We start from the raw sequence: 23,128 nt of genomic DNA, 5'->3' as shown, positions 1-23,128 counted from the left end.
TTCATCTGGTTTCAATAAGCTCTGTTAAAAATTTTGGCGGACGGATTAACCTGCCGTTATTATCAACGCATGCATGTTTGGTGTAACCTTTTGCTAAAATCTTTTGGCCATCCTCACTGACAATTGTATATACAAACTTTATACCCCCCTTAAAGTCATTATCAACAGCGGTTTTTATAACCAAAACATCATCATATTGCGCTGGAAACAAAAATTTGCAGTAAGCCTCGGATACAGGAAGCAAAACACCTTTTGCCTCTATTTTCTTATAGGTAACACCAACAGATCTGAACATTTCGGAGCGGCCTATTTCAAACCAGCGCAGGTAGTTTGCATGATAAGCTATACCCATTTTATCCGTGTCGCCGTAAATAACCCTGTATGTTGTTTTATGTGTAGTCATAAATTAAAAAACAATGTTAAGTTGAGACCTCATGTTGTTGCCAGTGTTTTTTCGATAATTTTTCTAAGTTCATCATATTGATATGAAACCAAAAGCTCAGGGAATTCGTTTTTTACATTGTCCGGAGGCCGGAACAGGATGCCGGTATCGGCCTCTTTGAGCATGTTTATATCATTATAGGAGTCGCCAAAGGCTATTATCTTATAATTGAGGCTTTTTAAGGAAAGCACAGCCTTACGCTTGCCGTCATTTTGTCGGAGATTATATCCAGTAATATATCCGCCAGTGTCTATTGATAGAGAGTTGCAAAAAAGGGTCGGCCGGCCCAGCTTTTTCATTAAAGGTCCTGCAAACTCAACAAATGTATCCGAAAGAATTATTACCTGGGTCTGTGATCTGAGCCATTCCAGAAAATTCATCGCCCCGTCAAGGGGATTTATTGAATCGATAACATTTGTAATGTCTTTAAGCTTAAGCCGGTTCTCGTGAAGGATATCAATCCGTTTTTTCATCAAAACATCATAATCGGATATATCACGAGTAGTGAGCCCTAGCTCTTTGATACCGGTCTGTTCAGAGACCTGTATCCATATTTCAGGAACAAAAACACCTTCTAAATCTGAACAGACAATATACATCACACCTCTTGTATCAAATATGGCAATTAGTTTCCTCGACCCTTATGAGAACCGGCCTGTCGCTGACAATATTAAGGGCTTCAATCTCGGATAGAGCTGTTTGAACATCATGTTCCTTTGCAAGGTGCGTGAGGATGACAATAGGAACCGAGCCAATCGATTTACGTCCTTTTTGCTGCACGGATTTGATGCTGATGCCACGATTACCCAGTATGCCCGATATTTTAGATAAAACCCCGGGACGATCTGCCGCAGAGAACCTGAAATAGTAATTGGTAAAGATGTCGTCAACCGGCATGATCGGAATTTTTCTTATATTTTCCATCTGGTAGGACAGTAATGGAATCCTTCCCCTTGTGCCGGATAAAAGGTTGCGGGCCAGATCTGCTATATCTCCAACAACCGCGCTGGCTGTTGGCATCATACCAGCGCCAAGGCCATAAAGCATCATGTCGCCGACAGCATCACCCGAAATTGTAATCGCATTCAAAGAACCGTTTACGTTTGACAACTGATTGTCAAACGGTATCATTGCAGGATGCACCCTTGCTTCAACCTCTTGTTCCCTGTTTTTGCTTATAGCCAAAAGCTTTATCCTGTACCCGAATTGATTGGCAAAATCGATATCCATGGGGGTAATTTTTGATATTCCTTCAATATAAATATCATTAAAATTAATCTCCATACCGTATGCAATAGATGTTAATATGGCCAGTTTGTGTGCGGTATCTGTTCCCTCCACATCCAGCGATGGGTCTGCCTCTGCAAAGCCTTTGGCCTGCGCTTCAGACAGGGCTGCTTCAAATGTAATTCCATCATATGTGCTTTTTGACAGAATATAGTTACAGGTACCGTTTAATATGCCGGTCATTGATTTTATGTGATCACCAACCAGAGACTCCCTAATCGATTTTATAACAGGCATACATCCGCCAACGCTTGCCTCAAAAGCAAGATCAACCCCATTTGCATAAGCGGCTTTGAAAAGAACATTGCCCTGGGTTGCAAGAAGGGCCTTGTTTGCGGTTACAATCTGTTTGCCATTGTCTATTGCTCTTAAAATAAGCTCCTTTGCAATTCCCACCCCACCGATCATCTCGACAATTATATCTATTTGCGGATCCTCAACCACCTTGCGGGCATCGGTTACCAGGACCCCTTCATCAAACTTGATTTTCCGATCCCTTTTTATATCAATATCCGCGACATGTTTTAATGATAGTGATGCCCCGACCCGGGCGGAAACAAGCTCTTTGTTTTCAATCAGAATCTTTGCAACACCGGTGCCTACGGTACCGCATCCAAGCAAACCAATATTAATTTGTTTCATATTGCCTGTGCCTATAATATTTTTTTAATTCCCCTTACAGCCTGGTTTATGCGCATGTTGTTTTCAATAAGCGCAAAACGGACGTATTCATCTCCGTATTCGCCGAAACCCAGCCCGGGAGAAACAGCTACCTGAGCCTCTTTAATCAGAAATTTGGAGAATTCTACCGAACCCATTTTTAGATATTGTTCAGGAATTTTTCCCCATACAAACATGGTTCCTTTTGGGCTTTTTATATCCCAGCCAACTCGATTCAGGCCGGATATCAGGGCATCTCTTCGCTCTTTATAGATGTTGCATATTTCTGTAACACAATCCTGAGGGCCGTTTAAGGCTATGATGGATGCAATCTGAATCGGCTGAAAAATCCCGTAGTCAAGATAGCTTTTTATTCTGCGCAGGGCGCCGACTATTTCTCTGTTTCCAACACAAAAGCCTACCCTCCAGCCCGGCATGCTGTAACTTTTAGAAAGGGAAAAGAATTCCACCCCTACATCCTTGGCTCCTTTTACCTGCAAAAAACTGGGGGCTTTATACCCGTCAAAAACAAGGTCGGCATAAGCAAAATCATGGATTACCATAATATTGTATTCCTTTGCATAAGCCACGATTTTTTCAAAAAACTCCAGGTTGACAACCTCGGTTGTTGGGTTGTGAGGGTAGCTTATAATCAACAGTTTTGGCCTGGGCCATGTCTGTCTTGTGGCTTCAACCAGATTTTCAAAGAAGTCCGAATCTGGCCCCACAGGTATTCCGCGCACTTCTCCTCCGGCAATAATTGCGGAGAATGGATGAATCGGATAGGTTGGATTTTGAGTAAACACAACATCTCCGGGTCTTATTGTAACAAGGACAAGATGGGATATGCCGTCCTTGGCGCCGATTGTGACTATAGCCTCCTCCTCATGGTCTATGTCAACGTCAAATCTTCGTTTGTACCAGCTTGAAATAGCCATCCTAAGCTTTGTAATGCCCTTTGATGCCGAATATCTGTGGTTGTGGGGTTTTTGAGCTGCTTCCAACAGCTTGTCGACGATATGCTTTGGGGTGGGAAGATCAGGGTTGCCCATTCCAAGGTCTACAATATCCTCGCCAGCATGTCTTGCATCCATCTTTATTTTGTTAACAGTTGTAAACACATAAGGTGGAAGACGATCTATTCTTGCAAATTTTTCCATAAAAACAACCTCGTACCCTATAAAAATAAATAGTTAATTTTTTGCTAAACTACAACACAAAGAACTTTATGTCAAAAAAATTGTTTTGACTTTCAGTCTAAATCGGTTTAATTTTTAAATAGTTGTCTATTAGTAAAGGATGGTTTTTTGTGGGAGATAAACATGAATAAGCCCTTGACCTATGCTGATTCGGGCGTAGATATTGACAAGGCCAACAACCTTGTTAAGGCCATAAAAAAGATTGCAAAACAGACGCCCAGAGCTGGCGTTATAGGTGAGATTGGAGGGTTCGGAGGGCTTTATTCGCTTAACCTTGCAAAGATGGACAGCCCGGTTCTTGTAAGCTCAACAGACGGAGTCGGAACAAAGCTTAAGATAGCCTTTATGATGGACAAACATGACACTGTCGGGATTGACCTTGTAGCCATGTGTGTAAACGATGTCATTGTGCAAGGCGCCAAGCCGCTGTTTTTTCTAGATTATCTGTCAATAGGGATGTTGAACACAAAAATTGCCACAGCAATTATCGGGGGGGTCGCAGAGGGCTGCAGGCAGGCAGATTGTGCTCTGATAGGTGGCGAAACAGCGGAAATGCCGGGCTTTTATAAAGAAAATGAATATGACTTGGCAGGTTTTGCCGTGGGTCTGGTTGATAACAGTAAGATTATTGACGGGTCTGAAATTCATGTCGGCAACAAGGTTATCGGAATAGCATCCAGCGGCCTTCACAGCAACGGATATTCTTTGGCTCGAAAGATCTGTTTTGATATTTTGAAACTAAAAATCGATGATTATGTTCCTGAGTTTGGTCAAACAGTGGGTGAAGAGCTTCTTACCCCAACAAAAATATATTCGTCAGCTATTTATCGTATACGCAAGGGGCTGCCAATATGCGGGCTTGCTCATATTACAGGCGGAGGTATTGAAGACAACGTTTTGCGCATAATACCAAAAGGATGCAATATTGTGATGCACAAAGAAAGTTGGGATATGCCCTCTGTGTTTCCTTTTTTGAAAAAGGCCGGCAATATATCCGATAACGAGATGATGCGCACTTTTAATAATGGAATCGGGATGATAGCGATTGTTCCTGAAGGTTCGGCACAGGATATGCTGGAGCGGCTTAGCGCTATGAAAGAGAAAGGATTTATAATAGGGGAGATAGTTAAAAGAAAAGAATCTGCCCGGCGCATCAAGTGGGTTTAGCAAATATTTATATAGCGAAACATATCACAATCCTTCCGCAGTCACAAAAAAATAGAAAAAAATCATACTCAATGCTTTACAACAGAACGCAATGCAAAGATTATAGCTGTGTTTATAGATTGATTAGAACACATAGACTGTTTTTAAGCTCTTTTCGTTATGTTATTCCCCGTCTGTTTCTTATCTTTCTTATTATAATTGCAACCGCAATGGTTTCTTTTGCACAGGGCCCTGAGCGATTGTTTGATGATGATCCTGCCGAGCCCTGGCATATTACTGCCGATGAAATAAGCTTTGATAAAAAAACCAGCCAACATATTGCAAAAGGAAATGTTGTCGTAACAAAGCAGGACAAAAGGCTTACAGCCGATTTTGTTCGTTTTGATGATAAAACCATGGAGGTGCTGGCTGTCGGCCATGCAATAATGACGGTAGGTGAGGATGTGCTTGTCGGCGATAAGATGGAGATGGATCTGGAGGCTGAAATCGGAACAGCATATAATGGAACAATATTTATTAAGGAAAACCATTTTTACATAAAAGGGGATAAAATACAAAAGACAGGAAAAAACTCTTATGCCATCGCCAAGGGCAGCCTTACAACATGTGATGGCGATTATCCGGCATGGAAAATAACAGGGAAAAACCTGAAGGTTACCATTGAAGGATATGGTTTTGTTAATCACGCGGCTCTTTGGGCAAAAAAGGTTCCTGTGTTGTACACACCCTTTTTGGTTTTTCCTGCAAAGATAAAGAGACAGTCCGGCCTTTTGCCGCCACAAATAGCATATTCGGAACGGAAATGGGAGGAATACATACAGCCTTTTTACTGGGCTATTAACGAAAGTTCGGATGCAACCTTATATTACCACCATATTGGACGCAGGGGAGAAAAAACAGGTTTTGAATACCGCTATGTTTTAGATGAAAAGTCAAAAGGAACCATGATGTATGACTTTTTGCGGGACAGGAAGGTAGAACTGGAATCGAGCGAAGAATGGGGATATGCGGACGATGGTGTGTTGCGGCCCAATTCAGACCGATACTGGTTCAGGATGAAACATGATAAGGCTTTGCCTAATGGTTTTACCGCAAAACTGGACATAGATATTGTCAGTGATCAGGATTACCTTGACGAATTTAAGGACGGATATACCGGGTTTGAAAAAACCGATAACTTTTTTAACAAAAGTTTCGGCAGAGGCATTGACGATTATACTGATTCAACAAGGGTAAACAGCCTGAGCATAAACAAGAGCTGGTCACAATTCAGCCTTAATGCCGAGACCCGCTGGTATGATAATGTCATAACCCGTCGCCAGGAGGAAACAGATACAACCATACAGATGCTGCCGATTGTTGATTTTAATGCATCCAAACAGCAGGTGTTCGGCACACCCCTTTATTTTGACCTCAATTCCAAATATACATATTTCTACAGAGAGGATGCTTCAGAGGCTGCTCCAAGTGCTCACAGGATGGATGCATATCCAAGATTGTATTTGCCATTAAGATTCAAACATTACCTTTCTTTTGAACCATCTGCAGGGTTTCGGGAAACAGCCTGGTATTTTGACAAAGAGGAATATAGCTCCTCTGATAAGGCAACGCTGTACAGAGAAATGTATGATGTCAAATTAGACCTTTCTTCAAACATTTATAGAATATACAGCTTTCAAAAAAGCCGGATTAACAAGATAAGGCATGCAATAACACCGCAGGTAATATATCAATATATACCAGAAAAGGATCAGAGCAATAAATATCCCCAGTTTGATGCTGTTGACAATATTGTTAGAACAAACCTTGTAACATATTCTTTGACCAATATTTTTACATCAAAATCGCAGACCAGCAACACAAACAAAGACAGCCATGATGAAAGCGATAATGATGAAACAGCGAAAGACAACAATGATGAAACCGCTGACTATACCTATAATCAGTTTTGCCGTTTAAAGCTGGAGCAGAGTTATAACATTAACGAGGCAAAAGAGGACACTCCTTCCAATTGGGCAAATCAAAAGGAAAAGCGGCCTTTTTCTACAATCTATGGCGAGATAGAGATAGCCCCTGTCCGATATGTTTCTGCGCAGGCAGATGCCACATGGTCTCAATATGAAAGCAATTTTAAATCACATAATGTTGCGGCAAAATTAATTGATGAGCGTGGAGACAGCCTCTTTGTTGAACACAGGTATGCCCAAGACTCGAGCGAATCTATTTACACCGATATAACCCTGGCAGTATCGGAGCAGCTAAACGTATATGCTGATTATGAGCGTAATCTTTACGGGACCTGGGATATTAGGAAAAGCATTGGATGTTTGTACAAGGCCCAGTGCTGGTCCATAGATTTTAACTACTCGCACGAGGATAATGACAGGAAATATGCATTTATAATTGGTCTGTACGGGCTTGGAGAATTTGGTAGAGATATGGTTGGGCGCATGATGGAAGAGCCGCTGTAACGGAGTTTGAGTCGTTAAATGAAAATAAAACAGATTAATCGTCTGTGGTATGTTGTGCATACGAAAAGCAGGTTCGAGAATGTAGTTAATGACGCTCTGGCCAAAAAATCGTTTGAGGTTTTCCTGCCAAAGATCCTGGTAAAAAGCAGGCGCCGTGACAGACGGTTAATGATAAGAACACCTCTTTTCCCAGGGTACCTGTTTTTAAAAACCGACTTGCACCATGCCAGCCATATTGAAATTTTAAAGACAGCCGGGACTGTCCGTTTAATCGGCAACAAAGAAGGGCCGATCTCTGTTGCTGCAGAGACCGTTGAATCACTTAAAATCATGGTGTCGGGAGACAACAAGGTTTTAACCGGCACCTGTTTAAAAAAAAAGGATCCTGTTATGGTGATTTACGGCCCGTTTGCAGGGGTGACCGGAACCTTTGTCCAATACAGGGGCAAGGGGAGAGTTGTTGTTGCTATCGAAGCCCTTAGACAGTTTGCTGCAGTCGAGGTGAACGAAGATGATGTTGAAAGGCTACCAAAAATATTGTTATAACCGCTTGACTTCTAAACAGGTTCTGTTTAATAATTTCACATTAAAGATATTAAACGGCAGGTATTGTAAAAAGGAGAGGATATGAATAAACTGGAGATTGTTTCTGCTTTAAAAACCAAGGCTAATGTCTCAAAATCGGATGCCGCAAAGGTGATTCAAATATTTTTTGGTTCTATGCAGAATGCTTTGGTACAGGGAGAAAGAGTTGAAATTCGCGGGCTGAACAGCTTTTTTGTAAAAGAGTACAAAGCATATACCGGCAGAAACCCAAAGACAGGTGATAATGTTCTAATAAAGCCCAAAAAGCTTCCGTTTTTTAAGGCTGGAAAAGAATTGAAAGACAGAGTAGATAATTAAATTTGTGTCCAAATTTGCGGTAATAATAGATCAAAAAAAGCCGGTACAACTTTTAACAGCCTTTCTGCGACACAACACCATTCCTAATGCCCTTCTTTTTACAGGCATGGAAGGTGTCGGCAAACGCACTACAGCCATGATGTTTGCCATGGCGTGTAACTGTCTAAGTAAAAATCCAGGGAGCTTTTTTCAGAGCGCGAATCAAGCAACAAACAGCCGGATTTGTTATTGTAAGGCATGCGTGAAAATCCGATCAGGAAACCATCCTGACATCATACACATTAAGCCGTCAGGCGGCTATATCAAGATTGCTCAAATACGTTCTTTGCGAGATGTTCTTGCCATGAAACCTTACGAGGCAAGGATGCGTGTTGTAATAATATCAGAAGCCCGTGCAATGAACCCTTCTGCCGGCAACGCGCTGCTTAAGGTTCTTGAGGAACCACCCGGCCGGACCATTTTGATAATTACCGCCATACAGTCGTTCGATCTTATCCCCACAATTGTTTCACGCTGTCAGCATATCAGATTTAACCCGATTTCCTGCAAGAGACTGGAAGATATTCTGGTTGACAAAGAAGGGCTTGATTATGATGATGCAAAAACAATCGCGATTCTGGCAAACGGGAGTTTATCTAAAGCCCTTTCGATGGTTGAGCCTAAGAACCGTATAAACTGGATAAACCGGCGCGCTTGGCTTATAAATACATTAAACCTTGATATGCCCGGGCAAATATCTACACAACCGGTTGTTTCTTTTTTGGCTTTTGCAGCAGAGCTATCAAAAAATAAAGAAATCCTGCAAGATTCTCTGGAGGTGATTAAATACTGGCTGAGAGACATTGTTGTATATAAATTCTGTCCCGAGAAAATAATAAACAGGGATTTGATTGATAACATTCAACGTGTTGCACAAAAACTTACGGTAAAACAATTAATAGAAAAAATTGAAGCTATCCGGACAGCACAGAAAAAAATTAAGGCCGGCGCTAATTTAAGGTTGACCTTAGAAGCGATGCTAATGCAGCTTGCGCAAAACAATACAAATAGTTAAAGATAATTATGGCAAAGATTGTAGGAGTAAAATTTAATTCTTTTGGCAAGGTTTACGATTTTGACAGCGGTGCATTTGTTCTTAAGCGCGGAGATTGTGTGGTTGTAGAAACAGAGCAGGGTCTTTGTTTTGGGACAGTTGCGGTGTTTCCCGTGCCGGGTTGTGAACGATTATCGGACAGGCCGCTTAAAAAGGTGTTTCGTCTGGCTAATGAAAAAGATTTCGAGCAGCGAGAGAAAAACCTTGAAAAAGAAAAATCGGCTCAAGCATTCTGCATTCAATGCATCAATGAGCTAAAGTTGAAAATGAACCTGTTTGTTGTTGAAAACTCCTTTGATGGCAGCAAACTGACCTTTTTTTTTACGGCCGATAGTCGTGTTGACTTTCGTGAACTCGTTAAAATGCTGGTCAACCAGTTCGGTGTCAGGATTGAGATGAGACAGGTCGGAATACGCAATCAGGCCAAGATGATCGGTGGTATCGGAAGATGCGGACGACCAATCTGTTGCTCCTTATTCATGAATACGTTTGAACCGGTTTCTATACGTATGGCAAAGGATCAGAAGCTGTCGTTAAACTCAACGAAGATTTCCGGTCTGTGCGGCAGGCTGATGTGTTGCCTTACATATGAATCTAAAAAGGATAGATTATAAAGAAACAGGAGGGAAAATGACCGAACCTTTTTACATAACAACTCCTATTTATTATGTAAATGCAATGCCCCACCTTGGGCATGCATATACTACTATTGCAGCCGATGTCGTTTGCCGGTTTAATTTTATGCGGCACAATGAAACCTTGTTTTTAACCGGTACAGATGAACATGGGGACAAAATAGTACGCGCCGCTAAAAAAGAGAATATAAGCCCCAAGGCCTATGTGGACCAAATAAGCAATGCTTTCAAAGAGCTATGGCACCAGCTTAACATTAAATATGATTGTTTTATCCGGACTACCGATCCAGCCCATATTGCTGTTGTGAAGCAGATTCTGCAGAAAATTTACGACGCAGGCGATATTTATTTTAGCGAGTATGAAGGGCTCTATTGCTTTGGATGCGAACGCTTCTTTACTGAACGCGAGCTGGTTGACGGAAAGTGCCCTGACCATCTTATTGAACCGGAACCCATTAAGGAGTCTAATTACTTTTTCAAGATGAGCCGCTATCAGGACTGGCTTGTTGATCATATTGAGAAGCATTCTGATTTTATTCGACCTGAACGATACAGAAATGAAGTTCTGGCATTTTTAAGCGAACCCCTTGAAGATCTTTGCATATCACGCCCAAAGAAGCGGCTTAAATGGGGAATTACCCTGCCGTTTGATAAAGATTATGTTACATATGTATGGTTTGATGCTCTTTTAAACTATATCTCAGCTCTTGGATATCCTGATGGAGAGCTGTTTAAAAAATTCTGGCCGCGTGTCCAGCATATAATTGCCAAGGACATTCTCAAGCCTCATGGTATATACTGGCCCATCATGCTCAAGGCTGCCGGCATTCCAATGTATAATCATCTTAATGTTCATGGATATTGGAATGTTGACCAGAGCAAGATGTCCAAAAGTATTGGGAACGTTGTAGGGCCGCTTCAGCTAAAAAATGTTTACGGGCTTGATGCATTCAGGTTCTTTTTGATGCGGGATATGGTATTCGGGCTTGATTCCAATTTTAGCGAACAGGCGCTGGTTCAGCGAATCAATGCGGATCTGGCAAACGATCTTGGCAACCTGTTTTCCAGAGTTATTGCAATGGTCCATAAATATTTCAAAGGCATAGTCCCGGAGGTTGATGCGGAAATTGAAAACGAATTTCAGCTCGGTCTTGAATCAGATGCCCTGGCCACAATTTCCGAATATGAGCAGGCCATGGAAAATTTTGCTTTTCATAAAGCTCTTGTGACAATATGGGAGTTAATCGCCAAGATGAACAGATATGTCGATGTTACGTCGCCATGGGTGCTTGCAAAGAAAAAATCCAGCCAAAAACAGTTGCAGGTTGTAATCTCAAATCTTCTTAACGGGCTTGGAGTAATAGCAGGCCTTATTTCACCGATCATGCCTGACACATCCGCAGACATGCAAAAGCACCTTGGCGTGGACCCGGACATGATTACAAAAGGGGGCTTTAATAATCTCGACATTCTTAAAACATGGAAAATAATCAAGTCCGGCATAGAGCTTCCAAAAGGGATCACCCTCTTTCCCAGAATTGACCTGAAAAAGAATAAGGCTGAAGCAGAGCAGGAGTCGGCTGACGGAGATCTCTTGTCTGTCTTAAAAACCGAGATACCCATAGAGGCGTTCGGCGCAATTGATCTCAGGGTGGCTACAATACTTAGCGCAGAATCGATTCCAAGGGCAAAAAAACTGCTTAAACTTGAGGTTGATCTGGGAGAAAAGCGGACCGTTGTAGCAGGTATTGCCGCAAGCTATAAACCTGAAGAGTTGGTCGGGAAACAGGTAATTGTGGTTGCAAATTTAAAGCCGGCCAAGATAATGGGAATAGTTTCAAACGGAATGGTTCTGGCTGGTGTTGATGACAAGGGTTGTTCTTTAGTAACGGTTGACAGAAATGTTAAGCCGGGAACACCTGTGGGTTGAAGGGAGGATTTAGAATGCCGGGTTTTGAAATATTTGGGGATGAGGAGCGGAAAGAGGTTCAGGATGTGCTCGATACAGGCGTGTTATTCCGCTATGGTTTTGACCAGGCGCGAAAAGGCCACTGGAAGGCAAAAGCTTTTGAAGCAGAGCTGTCAAAACTGACCGCAGCACAACATTGTCATTTGTGTTCCAGCGGTACGGCCGCGCTTAGTATAGCCCTGGCTGCATGCGGAGTGGGGGCTGGAGACGAGGTGATTGTCCCGCCCTTTACATTTGTAGCAACTATCGAGGCTGTGCTTGAAGCAGGCGCTGTGCCGGTTTTTGCTGAAATAGATGAGACCTTGTGTCTTAATCCCGATGCTGTTAATGCGGTTATTACCCAGCGCACAAAGGCTGTGTTGCCGGTTCACATGTGCGGTTCAATGGCTCGTATTGATGAAATAAAAGATCTTTGCGACCAAAAACAGCTTGTTTTGATAGAGGATGCCTGCCAGGCTATTGGCGGCTCCCTTAACGGAAAAGCATTAGGCACATTCGGCCAAATGGGCTGTTTTTCGTTTGATCCTGTTAAAACCATTACATGTGGCGAGGGCGGGGCGGTTATAACCGACGATAAAGAGCTTTATACAATAGCTGAAGGTTATGCCGACCATGGTCATGATCATACAGGCAGCGACAGGGGGCTTGAAAGCCATCCGATCCTTGGAACAAACTTTCGGATCAGCGAGCTGAATGCGGCTGTTGGATTGGCCCAGTTGAGAAAGATGGATTATATCCTGAAAAAACAGCGGGCGCATAAAAAAGCCATAAAAGATGCCATGTCGCAGTTTCCTGAGATCACTTTTAGAAGGATACCTGATGAAAAAGGGGACACAGCTACTTTTCTTTCCTTTTTTCTTCCGGACGAATCAAGGGCTCGCAAGATCGCAGGCAAACTCGGAAGCGCGGGAATTGACGCCTGTTTCTACTGGTACGACAACAACTGGCATTATATAAGGCGGTGGGATCACTTGAAAAAGTTGAAATCTGCGGCAAGGCTGCCTGTCGCGCTGCTCGAAAATCGCCCAGACTATGAAAATATAGATCTTCCTCAATCTGATCAAATAATGAGCAGAACCATATCAATGCTGATAAAACTTTCATGGACAGAGGATGAGCTTAGGCAGCGGATAAATAAGATTGTTGAAGTGATAGGCAAACATTAAACCACAAAACACACGAAGATTAGAATTAATGCTTTTATAATTTCTTCGTGCTCTTCGTGGTGAACAAAACACAACAAATAAGTTCTAAGGGGTGGTTATATGTTTCGTAATTTCAAAATGGTTTCACGGGTTGTTTTTGGCAGGGGCTGCTTTAATCAGCTTGATGATATTCTTGCTGAAAAGCGCAGCAAGGATGATTCTTTTATTGTTTTTTTAGTCGATGATGTATTTAAGCAAAGCTGGCCGGCAAAAAGGATTTCTGCAAAAAACAAGGATTTTATAATATGGGTTAATGTTAATGATGAGCCTAAAACAGCTTATGTTGACGATCTTACACTGCGTGTTAAGGAGTATTCAGACAGACTGCCGGACGGTGTTGTCGGCATAGGCGGGGGAAGTACCATGGATCTTGCCAAGGCGGTTTCTCTGATGCTGACAAACCCGGGTTCTGCCGCAGATTACCAGGGCTGGGACTTAATAAAAAATCCAGCGGTTTATCATGTCGGCATTCCCACCCTTTCAGGGACAGGAGCCGAGGTGTCCCGCACCACAGTTCTTTCAGGTCCTGAAAAAAAGCTGGGAATAAATTCAGACCATACGGTGTTTGACCAGATTGTGCTTGATCCTGAGCTGGTTGCAGGCGTGCCGGCTGACCAGCGTTTTTATACAGGCATGGACACTTACATACATTGCGTGGAATCGTTAAACGGCACATATATTAATGCTTTCAGCAAAGCTTATGGTGGAAAGGCTTTAGAGCTTTGCAGAGAGGTTTTTTTGGATGGCGGCGCTGATAGCGATGACAAACTGATGATGGCCTCATATTGTGGAGGGATGAGCATTGCCTATTCTCAGGTCGGAATATGTCATGCCCTTTCATACGGACTCTCTTTTGTGCTTGGTATTCACCACGGAATAGGCAACTGCATAGTTTTTGACTATCTTGATGAATACTATCCCGACGGGGTTAATGAGTTTCGCAGGATGGCGGACAAACATGCTGTTTGCCTTCCGCGCAACATTGTTGCAGGCATTGAAAAGGATCAGCTTGAAAAAATGGTCGATGTTGCCCTTGTTCTCGAGCCGCTCTGGGAAAACGCCTTAGGGGCCGGGTGGAAGAAAATAATGACCAGAGACAAGATAAAAGATCTCTACCAGAGGATGTAAAACAGATGCCGCGGTCAACTAAAATTAAAGAAAAATTATCCGGTTTTTGCAGGTCTTTATACAGCAGAGCCCTTTATTTTCTTCTGGCTGAAGTCTATTTTGGGAAAAATCCGGCCAGTGTTCCGGGCAATTCATTAGTCTTTTTTCCGTGCAGTGAAAATATCCTTTTTTGCGGATTGGCAGGGATTGTTTCAATAAACAGGGAAAATGTTTCCATCCCTGTCGCCAGGGTAATCGGTCAAACATAATATAAGACCTTTGAAAAATGCTCAATATATCCTGGTTCTGACCTGCTGATTTCAGATGCCTGTTGTTTTTAAGAGAGCATCTTTTTCTTTTTCAGTTAGATAGCGCCAGGTTCCTGTGGCAAGCCTTCCAAGCCTTATATTCGCGATCCTTATCCTCTTTAAGTGCGTGACATTGTTTCCTGTTTTTCCGGCCATGCGGCGTATCTGTCTGTTTCTGCCCTCTTTAAGCACAATCCGAAACTGTGTCGGGGAGATTCTTTTTGTTTCCGCGGGTCTGGTTTTTGTCCCCTTTATCGGCATGCCCTCTGCCATGTTCAGGAGAGCTCCATCGGTTATATGGCTTGCCACTGTTACTTCATATTCTTTTTCGTGATCAAAGGAAGGATGCGAAAGCTTGTGATGCAGATTTCCATCATTTGTTAAAAGCAAAAGCCCTGTTGAATCTTTGTCAAGACGTCCAACCGGATAAACGCGCCCTGAAATATCCAGAAGGTCGAGCACAATCTTATCGCCCGGCTGTTTGCAGCTTGTGACATAGCCCCTGGGTTTATTTAGAGCTATATAAACCAGATCCTGCTTAAACTCTATATGCTTGCCTTTAACCTCTACCCGATCCTTTTTCGGGTCTATTTTTGTGCCGAGTTGAGTTACAACCTTGCCGTTTACCTTAACATCTCCATCGGTTATATATTTTTCTCCGTGTCTTCTGGAACAGAGTCCCGCCATTGAGAGAAATTTTTGCAATCGCATCAATGCCATATTTTTATATGTGTACTAAGACCTGTAATCAGCATTTATCTTAACATAATCAATGGAGAAATCGCAGGTAAGAACCGAAGAAAAACCCTTGCCCTGATGAAGATCGATCAACACGGTAAACTCGGGTTTTTTAAGCACCTTTGTTGACTCGGCTTCAGAGGCTTTTCCGCATCCCAAACCGTTTTTAACCATCATAATATCATCAAAAAAGATATCAATCTTATCAGGGTTAACAGGAACATCGGCTCTGCCTGCTGCTGCAACAATTCTTCCCCAATTTGCGTCTTCTCCGAAAAAGGCTGTCTTTACAAGATTTGAATTCGCTACAATGCCGGCAATTTTATAGGCGGCTGTGTCTGACAGCGCTCCTTTTACGATAATTTCGACCAGCTTTGTCGCCCCTTCTCCGTCTTTTATCAGCTTTTTTGCAAGGGTGATCATGACTTCATTAAGGGCCCTTTGAAATGAATTGTTTTTAATGGAACCTTGAACAACAGCTTCTGACACACCATTTGCCATAATAATGACTGTGTCATTAGGGCTCATATCGCCGTCAATGGTGATTCTGTTAAAGGATCGCTTGGTTGCGGAGCAGAGGGCTTTCTTCAGAAACGCGGAAGAGGCTTTAATGTCTGTGCATATAAAACAGAGCATTGTTGCCATGTTTGGGCATATCATTCCGGAACCTTTGGCTATTCCGGTTATTGTAAAGGTTTTGCCTTTAATATCTCCCTGGATTGAAACTATCTTCGGCACGGTATCTGTTGTCATCATGGCTTTGGCAAGATCGTAAAATCCTTCATACGCAAGAGCTTTAACAAGGCCCGGAGATGCTTTTTTAATCTTTTCTATCGGCAATGGTTCGCCGATAACCCCGGTTGAAGCCACAAGCACCATCTCTTCGGAAATTCCAAGTTCAGATGCGCAAAGCATTGCCATGGTTTTTGCATCGTTAATTCCCTGTTTGCCTGTGCAGCAGTTTGCATTGCCGCTGTTAACAACAACGGCCTGGCATAGCCCGGACTTTATCCGCTCTCTGTCAAGCAGTATATGTGCGCCCTGCACCCTGTTTTTTGTAAACACCGCGGCTGCATTTGCCGGAACCGTTGAAAAGATCAGTCCAAGGTCCTTTTCGCTGTTTTTTTTAAGCCCGGATGCAATTCCTGCGGCCTTAAAGCCCGGGCACAATATTTTTTTCATAGTATTCATTTCGTCGTAATACTCCAATATTATGCAACAAACTATCTGCGGTTGTAAACATTTACCACAGAGCACACAGAGGTAAATCAATTATTTTTTAAAACCTGAAATGATTTTATCTAAACACTGTCGTTAAACCGCTTCGATTGTTGAAGGGGGCTTTGTTGCTATGTTGTATGTGACGCTTACGATGCCGGGTACATCGCGGATAATCTCGTTGGCGAGCTTCTCTAAGATTTCGAACGAGAGTTTAGTCGGTGTTGCAATTCGCGCATCGATGCTGTCCCAGCAACGCACCTCAATCTGCTGGCCAAAATCGCGTTTGCCCTCGCGCATCCCTGTTACGCGGTCTTCATGAAGGATTGCCATATACTGAAATGCACCGGTGTCCTTGAGTAATCGCTCGACAACGACGGTTGCCTTTCGGACCGTCTCGATGCGCTCAGGGGTTACCTTGCCTATCACGCGTGCCGAGAGGGCCGGTCCCGGGAACGGAATACGCTCGAATAGCTCGGCTGGAAGCCCGAGAGCCTTGCCAATCTTTCTAACGCCGTCCTTGCGAAGCTGAATGAGCGGCTCAAGGATTTGGTATCCGAAAGCTTCCTGCGGATCGATCCCGATCTGCTCAAAGACATTGTGCTGTCGTTTTATCCCTGCGACGGTCTCGTCGATATCTGTCAGTATAGTTCCCTGAAGAAGGTGTTTTGCCCCACTTTCTTTGACAATGTGTCCAAATACGTTTCGGTAAAAGGTCTGGGTAATTGCCTCGCGTTTTTCTTCCGGGTCGGCAACCTCCTTGAGCGCGGCAAAAAACTCTTTGTGCGCATCAACCACTTCGACCGTAACCCCTAACTTTTGAAAAAGAGCCGCAACATGTTCTGATTCTCCCTCGCGCATGAGGCCGTTTTCGATAAAAACAGTCTTAAGGCGTTTTCCAAGCGCCTTATGGCCGAGCATTGTGACCGTGGATGAATCAACGCCTCCGGACAGGGCATTGATCGCCATCCCGTCTCCAACAGAGAGCTGGATCTCTTTGACCTTGTCATTAATGAAACGCTCGCTGTTAAGGTCCTGAGCGGTAATTCCCTTAATCATATGCTAATCTCCTTATCACCATAAATTTATTTTGCTTAATAAAACAAACAAGTTCAGAGTTAATTTATATATATATAACATTGTTTTTAATGAAAATGCAAAAACTATATCATTCCAACAGACTCAAAAGCTTTTTTGCATTTTCTGATCAAAGGCATGCAACGAGAGGAAGGATGGGGCATAAAAAAACATGGCAAGCATTGTTTATTATGCTTGCCATGTTTGTATTATAAACCTGCAGATTTTTACTAATTCTTTGTTGGATGGCACTTTGCGCAGGTTGTAGGCGCTGCTTTTGTGCCGGTTTTCGTGTTGAATTCCTTATGGCAACCCTTGCAGTTGTCGTGAAGCGCCTCGGCATGGTATTCCAATTTTTGTTTCTTTGATAACTTCGGCGCATCCTTTCCCTTAGGTGCTTCACCAGGTTTCTTATGGCACTCGATGCAACCCTGAACCTTATCTCCTGCTTTGAGACTGTTAAGAGGCTTATTGCTTGCATCATGGTGGCATTCTCCGCAGCCTGCTTTATAATCCGTGGTATGCTTCTTGTGGGAGAATGTTACGACACCTTTTTTATGTTTGTAGGCTTTGTTCTCCATCTTGACAACATCAGGAACAGTGGTGCCGGCATAAATAACGGTAGCAACAAACAGGGCGGCGATGCCGAAAATAGCCATAATTATTAGAGATTTTTTACGCATAAATATACTTCACCTCCTTCCATATATCTATTTATCAAAAACAATAATAACTAAAATTACGCTTAGTGCATTTACCAAGCATAATGAGTTTTGTCAACAACAAACAACAGTCCGTTATATTAGAACTTTTTGCTGTTGAGACCTTTGCAAAACGCCCTCTTTTGCCCAATTTCTGTGTCAGGCTCAAATTTTAAGCCTCGAAATACTCAATGTATTCCTACGTTTAAAAAATTCGCCTTCCTTAAACTTGAACAAAATTAAGCGTTTTTCAAAGGTCTCCTATTTTGAAGAAACCTTATCGATTTCCTTTGCTTTTTTTCCAAAGATTCTGGCGCCGATTATGCTTATTTCATATAGCAGCATTAAAGGAACAGCCATCATTATCTGCGTTACAACATCAGGCGGAGTTAAGATGGCAGCGGCCACAAAAAACAACAGTAGTGCATATTTTCTGTTTTTTTTCAAAAATTCTACCGAAACCATACCAAGTTTAGCCATAAAGGTAATAATAAGCGGAAGCTCAAAAACAAGTCCAAAGGCAAGCAGTAATTTGGAAGCAAAACTTAAGTATTCACGCATGGAGGGAAGAGGCTTAATTGTTTCAGATGCAAACCCTAAAAAAAACTTAAAACCAAACGGGAAAACAATAAAATATCCAAATAGCGCCCCGCCAACAAAGAAAAAAGAGGATAAAAAAACTATCGGGATAAGAAAGCGCCTTTCTTTTTGATACAGCCCCGGAGCTATAAATATCCAGAATTGATAAAGAATAACCGGCGCTGCCAGCATAAAGCCGGACAGGAAAGCAACCTTTAAATAGGTAAAAAAAGCCTCGGGCAGACCTGTAAAAATCAGTTTGTCATCTGCGCCCATCGCCGATATAAGCGGATGAGATAAAATATCAAATAATTTTTCCTTAAACCCGTATGAAAGAACAAACCCTATGCCGACAGCTATAAAACAGATGACAAGACGCTTTCTCAGCTCTTCCAGGTGGCCGGTAAAGGGGATTTTCTCGGTCTCATCATTTTCAGTCATCTTTTAAAGATCCTCTTCCTCTTCAGGTTCCTTTTTGCTTTTTTTATCTGTTGAAGATGTTGAGACCTCTTTAGCTTTATCGTCAAAATCAATATTTACATCCACGCTTTTTCTGATATCATCATTCATGCCATCAAAGGCTTTTTTTACATCAGTTAATTCATTATCTACATCTATTGATTCTTTTAATTCAGTTGTAGCCTTTTTAAATTCGCGCATTGCACGGCCCAGGGATTTTGCGAGATCCGGGAGTTTTTTGGGGCCAAGAACTATAAGGGCTATAGCCAGTATTAAAATCATTTCAGGCATGCCGATGCCGAACATAAATAAAACTCCTTTTTATAAAGTTATCAGGCTTGTTTCGTACTGATTTTGCCCATAAGTGTCAAGCTATATTGCAAAAAATGCCTTGGCTAAACGCGGTTCAATCGGTTTTATCAACAGCATCAGGCTTTAGGATAAGAAAGAACAGTTTCCCTGGATGCTGCATGTGGCCTGCCGCTATTTCAGCATGTATGCCGTTTCCAAAAAATATATCCGCCCGGCCCGGCCCGGTAATTGCCCCGCCCGTATCCTGGTTTAACACAAATCGATTATAGTCTTTCCATGTATTAATCCTGCCTGCCCCGTCTATTAACGGCTTTTTTGTCTCAATAAAGGCCAGGGCGGCATTTGGAAATATTTTTCTGTCTAATGCTATGGATCTGCCTGGAGTCAATTTGACATTAAGGCAGCCCAGGGGTCCGTCATCTTCTATTTTGAAAAACACATAACTGGGATTGTAATGCAAAATCGTGTCAAGCTCTTTTGGATTATCCCGCAAATAAGCTCGAATTTTCTGCATGGACATCTCTGATCTTGGTATTTTATCCTTTTCAATCAGATATTTTCCTATGCTTTTATACGGCCAGCCGTTTGAGGTATGATAATGAACATTAATTGTTTTTCCGTTATTTAGATAGATTTTCCCGGAACCTTGAATCTGAAGAAAAAAGAGGTCAACCCGATCCTTTATCCAGGCAATGGGCTCGGCCGTATCTTCAAGACAACCCTGATGTTCAATTTCTCTGCGTTCATAGTAAGGCACAACCGTATTTTTAAAGTATCTTCCGATTATCTTTTTGTCCGAAAACATTGGAGAAAACAGCGAAAGATCGATTACAGCCAGATCATCAGGCCATGCGTAAACCGGAAATCTGAATTCGTCGCTCTGTATCAGGCTGCCTTCTAATATTGGTTCGTAATATCCTGTAAAAAGGACATTTCCTGATCCATTATTCCCGCCATTATTTTCAGTAGAACCGTAAACCAGAAAATTAGACCTTATAAATCCGTTCAAATCATGTTTCGATGGTTTTGTCTGAATAAAGGCTAAAAAACACTGCAGGGATTTAATCAGATGATCAGTTGTAAAGATGTCTTTGCCGAACATGAAGGTTCTATCAGAAGGAACCTGCTCAAGGTATGAAATGCTTTTACAGATGCTGTGTTCTAACCCGTCATAGAGCATATCATCTGCAAACACGGGATATTTTGACGGAGAAATTCTTGTGAGAGCAGCTTTTTTAACACCGGCACATCCTCCAACAAACAAAACAAATATGAGAACAAAACAATTTATATTACGATAAAATTGAGTCATGATTTCTTTCTTGTAAAAACACCGCTTTTTCCGCCGGACTTTTCAAGAAGATATATATCGGAAATAACCATTTCCCTGTCATATGACTTGCACATATCGTAGATGGTCAGCGCTGCAACAGATGCGGCCGTCAGGGCCTCCATTTCAACCCCTGTTTGTCCCACAAGACGAGCCGTTGTTTCGATTCTTATGGAGCTTGCTTTTTTTTCCGGAAAAAAATCAACCGATATATGTGTAATATTAAGCGGATGGCACATCGGAATCAACTCAGAGGTTTTTTTAGCAGCCATAACACCGGCAATCCTGGCTGTTTCAAGAACATTCCCCTTTTTTATTGTTTGATTATAAATCATTTCAAATGTTGCAGGATTCATTGAAACAACCCCCTGGGCAACAGCGATGCGCAAACTCGGCGCCTTATCTGTTACATCCACCATCCGTACCTTACCCTGCTTGTCAATGTGTGTAAATTCCTGCATAGAAAACCCCATGTTTTGATTAATTTATTTATTACACCGTCCCGGATTTACTAAACATTTTTGTCAAAAAGCGCAAACGTTCCCTATCTTCCCCCTGTCTCTGTTTGTTCTTTACCTTTTAGCCGCTCTGCGATAGCTCTGCCGGCAATAATCCCGCTTGTTGAAGACTGAAGCAGGCCGCGCGTAATACCAGCCCCATCCCCAATGGCAAACAGGTTGGTCACCTCGGTTTGCATTTCTGCCGTTACATCAAGGCGGTTGGAGTAAAGCTTGACTTCCACGCCGTAAAGAAGCGTGTGGCGTCCGTATACCCCTGGGGCTAATTTATCAAGGGCTTGAAGCATTTCGATAATGGTCACGAGGTGCCGGTAGGGAAACACAAAGCTTAAGTCTCCAGGTATAGCCTTGGCGAGAGTTGGCCGGGTAAGACAACGGTCAAGACGTGCCTTGGTACTGCGTCGACCTGCCAGCAAATCGCACAGCCTCTGAACGATCACGCCTCCGCCGAGAAGATTCGCCAGCCTCGCAATGTAAAGCCCGTAGGCAATGGGATCGTCAAACGGCTCAGTAAAAGCGCTGCTCACCAAGACTGCAAAGTTGGTGTTCTCGCTTCTTTTTTTGGCATAGCTGTGACCGTTCACGGTGGTGATTCCGGCGGACTCTTCCGCGACGACCTCTCCATAGGGATTCATGCAGAAAGTGCGCACCCTGTCGTCGAATGTCTTGGAGTAGTGTATGAGTTTCGCTTCAAAGCTGATATCCGTCATTTCCCTGAGTACAACGGCCGGCAGTTCAACACGGACGCCAATATCCACGGGGTTGGACCTGGTTTTAAGACACAGGGACTCCGCCTCCTTCTTCATCCAGCTTGCCCCTGACCGGCCTGGAGCGGCCACAACAAACTGACCGGTAATGGTCTGCCCATCGGCCAGTCTCACCCCGTGAGCCTTGCCATTTTCTGACAAAAGGTTTTGGACCCGGCAATTGGTGCGCACTTCGACTCGCCCCGCAAGGGAGTGTCTCAAACGGTCCAGGACAACCCGGCAGTTTTCGGTTCCGATGTGTCTGATACGCGTGGGAATCAACTCAAGCTCGGCAACGCGGGCCCGGCGGGCAAAAGCTTCCAATTTTGGAGACATCTCACCATAGACATGGCCCGGCGCTCCATGAGCGACATAAATTCCATCAGCCTTGCTGAGAAGCCGGTGAAGAGACTCCTGGTCAATGAATTCCCCCAGGAATCCGCCTATCTCAGGGGAAAGCGTCAACTTGCCGTCGCTGTATGCGCCGGCTCCGCCCCAACCGCAGAGCATGTCTTCAGCATTCTTGCGGCTGCGCTGTTTCAGGTCCTTCCCCTGCTCCAGCAAGAGAACAGACTCAACGCCAAGTTCCGCCAAGGATAGCGCCGCGAAGATACCGGCAGGCCCTGCACCAACAATAATCACTTCGTAGTCCATAGATTTGCCTCCGAACAATACCTGTGTTATGATAGCTATAGAAATTCTGATGTTTCGCCCGAAGAGACTGTCCGAGTATTATGTCCCACATTCAAATCGCTCTTTTTGCCAGGAGACCAGATTATTCTCATTTTGGGACTTGCTTTAATAGTTTATCTTTTGCATCTTTATGGCTGATTCCCGTTCCTTTTTCCAGTTGATTGAGAGAGGTTTGAATATCTGATAGAAGCTCGATTTTCTCTTGCATGGCTTCAAATTCATTTGCACCTAAAAGGACCGCGACGCCTTTCCCGTGCTGTGTAATTATCACCGGTCTTTTAGTATCGTGAACCTGCTTTATGAAGTTTGCC

Annotated in this window: 24 protein-coding genes; 10 read left to right on the top strand and 14 right to left on the bottom strand. The window is 43.1% G+C overall.

Annotated features, from left to right (window positions below; genetic code table 11):
• Nucleotide 1 precedes the first annotated feature (1 nt).
• From VMW78_08140 to VMW78_08125, 4 genes are read right to left on the bottom strand one after another with little or no spacing between them, the layout of a single operon-like run.
• Nucleotides 2-403: a thioesterase family protein gene (locus tag VMW78_08140; GenBank protein HUV50972.1), complete on the bottom strand. Its 402-nt coding sequence runs from the start codon at nucleotides 401-403 to the stop codon at nucleotides 2-4.
• A gap of 29 nt (nucleotides 404-432) precedes the next feature.
• The gene (gene thrH, locus VMW78_08135) at nucleotides 433-1,041 is read right to left on the bottom strand and encodes a bifunctional phosphoserine phosphatase/homoserine phosphotransferase ThrH (protein ID HUV50971.1); all 609 of its coding nucleotides are present in this window, start codon (nucleotides 1,039-1,041) and stop codon (nucleotides 433-435) included.
• A gap of 13 nt (nucleotides 1,042-1,054) precedes the next feature.
• Nucleotides 1,055-2,371: a homoserine dehydrogenase gene (locus VMW78_08130; GenBank protein HUV50970.1), complete on the bottom strand. Its 1,317-nt coding sequence runs from the start codon at nucleotides 2,369-2,371 to the stop codon at nucleotides 1,055-1,057.
• 11 nt (nucleotides 2,372-2,382) lie between these two features.
• Nucleotides 2,383-3,549, bottom strand: a complete 1,167-nt coding sequence (locus tag VMW78_08125) for an aminotransferase class I/II-fold pyridoxal phosphate-dependent enzyme (GenBank protein ID HUV50969.1) — start codon at nucleotides 3,547-3,549, stop codon at nucleotides 2,383-2,385.
• 162 nt (nucleotides 3,550-3,711) lie between these two features.
• Here VMW78_08125 and purM point away from each other — a divergent pair, with 162 nt between their 5' ends.
• The 10 genes from purM (at nucleotide 3,712) to VMW78_08075 (ending at nucleotide 14,407) form a co-directional block, all read left to right on the top strand.
• Nucleotides 3,712-4,755 (top strand): phosphoribosylformylglycinamidine cyclo-ligase, encoded by a 1,044-nt coding sequence (gene purM, locus VMW78_08120; GenBank protein HUV50968.1) that lies wholly within the window; start codon nucleotides 3,712-3,714, stop codon nucleotides 4,753-4,755.
• Nucleotides 4,756-4,874: 119 nt separating this feature from the next.
• Entirely contained in the window at nucleotides 4,875-7,226 is a 2,352-nt protein-coding gene (gene lptD, locus VMW78_08115; GenBank protein ID HUV50967.1) for an LPS assembly protein LptD, read from the top strand.
• Between the two features lie 18 nt (nucleotides 7,227-7,244).
• Nucleotides 7,245-7,772, top strand: coding sequence for a UpxY family transcription antiterminator (locus VMW78_08110; protein HUV50966.1), 528 nt, complete (start codon nucleotides 7,245-7,247; stop codon nucleotides 7,770-7,772).
• An 81-nt stretch (nucleotides 7,773-7,853) separates the two neighbouring features.
• Nucleotides 7,854-8,129, top strand: a complete 276-nt coding sequence (locus VMW78_08105) for an HU family DNA-binding protein (GenBank protein HUV50965.1) — start codon at nucleotides 7,854-7,856, stop codon at nucleotides 8,127-8,129.
• Nucleotides 8,130-8,133: 4 nt separating this feature from the next.
• On the top strand, nucleotides 8,134-9,183 hold the full coding sequence (locus tag VMW78_08100; protein ID HUV50964.1) for a DNA polymerase III subunit delta': 1,050 nt from the start codon (nucleotides 8,134-8,136) through the stop codon (nucleotides 9,181-9,183).
• An 8-nt stretch (nucleotides 9,184-9,191) separates the two neighbouring features.
• Nucleotides 9,192-9,836 (top strand): regulatory iron-sulfur-containing complex subunit RicT, encoded by a 645-nt coding sequence (gene ricT, locus VMW78_08095; protein ID HUV50963.1) that lies wholly within the window; start codon nucleotides 9,192-9,194, stop codon nucleotides 9,834-9,836.
• A 16-nt stretch (nucleotides 9,837-9,852) separates the two neighbouring features.
• Nucleotides 9,853-11,787: a methionine--tRNA ligase gene (gene metG / locus VMW78_08090; protein ID HUV50962.1), complete on the top strand. Its 1,935-nt coding sequence runs from the start codon at nucleotides 9,853-9,855 to the stop codon at nucleotides 11,785-11,787.
• 14 nt (nucleotides 11,788-11,801) lie between these two features.
• Nucleotides 11,802-12,992 carry a DegT/DnrJ/EryC1/StrS family aminotransferase gene (locus tag VMW78_08085; GenBank protein ID HUV50961.1) on the top strand — a complete coding sequence of 397 codons (1,191 nt, stop codon included), beginning with the start codon at nucleotides 11,802-11,804 and terminating at the stop codon, nucleotides 12,990-12,992.
• A gap of 99 nt (nucleotides 12,993-13,091) precedes the next feature.
• Nucleotides 13,092-14,159 (top strand): iron-containing alcohol dehydrogenase family protein, encoded by a 1,068-nt coding sequence (locus tag VMW78_08080; GenBank protein ID HUV50960.1) that lies wholly within the window; start codon nucleotides 13,092-13,094, stop codon nucleotides 14,157-14,159.
• A gap of 5 nt (nucleotides 14,160-14,164) precedes the next feature.
• Nucleotides 14,165-14,407 carry a hypothetical protein gene (locus VMW78_08075; protein HUV50959.1) on the top strand — a complete coding sequence of 81 codons (243 nt, stop codon included), beginning with the start codon at nucleotides 14,165-14,167 and terminating at the stop codon, nucleotides 14,405-14,407.
• 51 nt (nucleotides 14,408-14,458) lie between these two features.
• Here the strand turns inward: VMW78_08075 and VMW78_08070 are convergent, their stop codons facing one another.
• The 10 genes from VMW78_08070 to VMW78_08025 form a co-directional block, all read right to left on the bottom strand.
• Nucleotides 14,459-15,157, bottom strand: a complete 699-nt coding sequence (locus tag VMW78_08070; GenBank protein HUV50958.1) for a pseudouridine synthase — start codon at nucleotides 15,155-15,157, stop codon at nucleotides 14,459-14,461.
• Nucleotides 15,158-15,181: 24 nt separating this feature from the next.
• Nucleotides 15,182-16,357, bottom strand: coding sequence for a bifunctional glutamate N-acetyltransferase/amino-acid acetyltransferase ArgJ (gene argJ / locus VMW78_08065; GenBank protein ID HUV50957.1), 1,176 nt, complete (start codon nucleotides 16,355-16,357; stop codon nucleotides 15,182-15,184).
• Between the two features lie 141 nt (nucleotides 16,358-16,498).
• A complete protein-coding gene (locus tag VMW78_08060) occupies nucleotides 16,499-17,461 on the bottom strand; it encodes an ATP-binding protein (protein ID HUV50956.1) in 963 nt (320 codons plus the stop codon).
• Nucleotides 17,462-17,709: 248 nt separating this feature from the next.
• Nucleotides 17,710-18,162: a cytochrome c3 family protein gene (locus VMW78_08055; protein ID HUV50955.1), complete on the bottom strand. Its 453-nt coding sequence runs from the start codon at nucleotides 18,160-18,162 to the stop codon at nucleotides 17,710-17,712.
• A 279-nt stretch (nucleotides 18,163-18,441) separates the two neighbouring features.
• Nucleotides 18,442-19,200, bottom strand: coding sequence for a twin-arginine translocase subunit TatC (gene tatC, locus VMW78_08050; GenBank protein HUV50954.1), 759 nt, complete (start codon nucleotides 19,198-19,200; stop codon nucleotides 18,442-18,444).
• A 3-nt stretch (nucleotides 19,201-19,203) separates the two neighbouring features.
• Entirely contained in the window at nucleotides 19,204-19,524 is a 321-nt protein-coding gene (locus VMW78_08045) for a twin-arginine translocase TatA/TatE family subunit (protein HUV50953.1), read from the bottom strand.
• A 100-nt stretch (nucleotides 19,525-19,624) separates the two neighbouring features.
• Complete coding sequence (locus VMW78_08040; GenBank protein HUV50952.1) at nucleotides 19,625-20,842, bottom strand: MltA domain-containing protein; 1,218 nt, start codon at nucleotides 20,840-20,842, stop codon at nucleotides 19,625-19,627.
• Nucleotides 20,839-21,321, bottom strand: coding sequence for a cyclic pyranopterin monophosphate synthase MoaC (moaC, locus tag VMW78_08035; protein HUV50951.1), 483 nt, complete (start codon nucleotides 21,319-21,321; stop codon nucleotides 20,839-20,841). Before moaC ends, VMW78_08040 begins: the two co-directional genes overlap by 4 nt.
• An 83-nt stretch (nucleotides 21,322-21,404) precedes the next feature.
• On the bottom strand, nucleotides 21,405-22,778 hold the full coding sequence (locus VMW78_08030; GenBank protein HUV50950.1) for an FAD-dependent oxidoreductase: 1,374 nt from the start codon (nucleotides 22,776-22,778) through the stop codon (nucleotides 21,405-21,407).
• 127 nt (nucleotides 22,779-22,905) lie between these two features.
• Nucleotides 22,906-23,128 (bottom strand): type II toxin-antitoxin system Phd/YefM family antitoxin (locus VMW78_08025; GenBank protein HUV50949.1); only part of this gene is annotated, 223 nt, incomplete at its 5' end.

The organism is Anaerolineae bacterium (assembly GCA_035529315.1).
Taxonomy (GTDB): domain Bacteria; phylum Desulfobacterota; class Desulfobacteria; order Desulfobacterales; family ETH-SRB1; genus Desulfaltia.
The sequence above is the reverse complement of the archived record's forward strand: the minus strand, read 5'-3'. Positions and strand labels throughout refer to the sequence as shown.

What these genes read in the sequence shown, in the direction of transcription:
- VMW78_08140 (HUV50972.1), bottom strand. Translation starts at nt 403, where the DNA reads ATGACTACACATAAAACAACATACAGGGTTATTTACGGCGACACGGAT.
- thrH (HUV50971.1), bottom strand. Translation starts at nt 1,041, where the DNA reads ATGTATATTGTCTGTTCAGATTTAGAAGGTGTTTTTGTTCCTGAAATA.
- VMW78_08130 (HUV50970.1), bottom strand. Translation starts at nt 2,371, where the DNA reads ATGAAACAAATTAATATTGGTTTGCTTGGATGCGGTACCGTAGGCACC.
- VMW78_08125 (HUV50969.1), bottom strand. Translation starts at nt 3,549, where the DNA reads ATGGAAAAATTTGCAAGAATAGATCGTCTTCCACCTTATGTGTTTACA.
- purM (HUV50968.1), top strand. Translation starts at nt 3,712, where the DNA reads ATGAATAAGCCCTTGACCTATGCTGATTCGGGCGTAGATATTGACAAG.
- VMW78_08110 (HUV50966.1), top strand. Translation starts at nt 7,245, where the DNA reads ATGAAAATAAAACAGATTAATCGTCTGTGGTATGTTGTGCATACGAAA.
- VMW78_08105 (HUV50965.1), top strand. Translation starts at nt 7,854, where the DNA reads ATGAATAAACTGGAGATTGTTTCTGCTTTAAAAACCAAGGCTAATGTC.
- ricT (HUV50963.1), top strand. Translation starts at nt 9,192, where the DNA reads ATGGCAAAGATTGTAGGAGTAAAATTTAATTCTTTTGGCAAGGTTTAC.
- metG (HUV50962.1), top strand. Translation starts at nt 9,853, where the DNA reads ATGACCGAACCTTTTTACATAACAACTCCTATTTATTATGTAAATGCA.
- VMW78_08085 (HUV50961.1), top strand. Translation starts at nt 11,802, where the DNA reads ATGCCGGGTTTTGAAATATTTGGGGATGAGGAGCGGAAAGAGGTTCAG.
- VMW78_08080 (HUV50960.1), top strand. Translation starts at nt 13,092, where the DNA reads ATGTTTCGTAATTTCAAAATGGTTTCACGGGTTGTTTTTGGCAGGGGC.
- VMW78_08075 (HUV50959.1), top strand. Translation starts at nt 14,165, where the DNA reads ATGCCGCGGTCAACTAAAATTAAAGAAAAATTATCCGGTTTTTGCAGG.
- VMW78_08070 (HUV50958.1), bottom strand. Translation starts at nt 15,157, where the DNA reads ATGCGATTGCAAAAATTTCTCTCAATGGCGGGACTCTGTTCCAGAAGA.
- VMW78_08060 (HUV50956.1), bottom strand. Translation starts at nt 17,461, where the DNA reads ATGATTAAGGGAATTACCGCTCAGGACCTTAACAGCGAGCGTTTCATT.
- VMW78_08055 (HUV50955.1), bottom strand. Translation starts at nt 18,162, where the DNA reads ATGCGTAAAAAATCTCTAATAATTATGGCTATTTTCGGCATCGCCGCC.
- tatC (HUV50954.1), bottom strand. Translation starts at nt 19,200, where the DNA reads ATGACTGAAAATGATGAGACCGAGAAAATCCCCTTTACCGGCCACCTG.
- VMW78_08045 (HUV50953.1), bottom strand. Translation starts at nt 19,524, where the DNA reads ATGTTCGGCATCGGCATGCCTGAAATGATTTTAATACTGGCTATAGCC.
- VMW78_08040 (HUV50952.1), bottom strand. Translation starts at nt 20,842, where the DNA reads ATGACTCAATTTTATCGTAATATAAATTGTTTTGTTCTCATATTTGTT.
- moaC (HUV50951.1), bottom strand. Translation starts at nt 21,321, where the DNA reads ATGCAGGAATTTACACACATTGACAAGCAGGGTAAGGTACGGATGGTG.
- VMW78_08030 (HUV50950.1), bottom strand. Translation starts at nt 22,778, where the DNA reads ATGGACTACGAAGTGATTATTGTTGGTGCAGGGCCTGCCGGTATCTTC.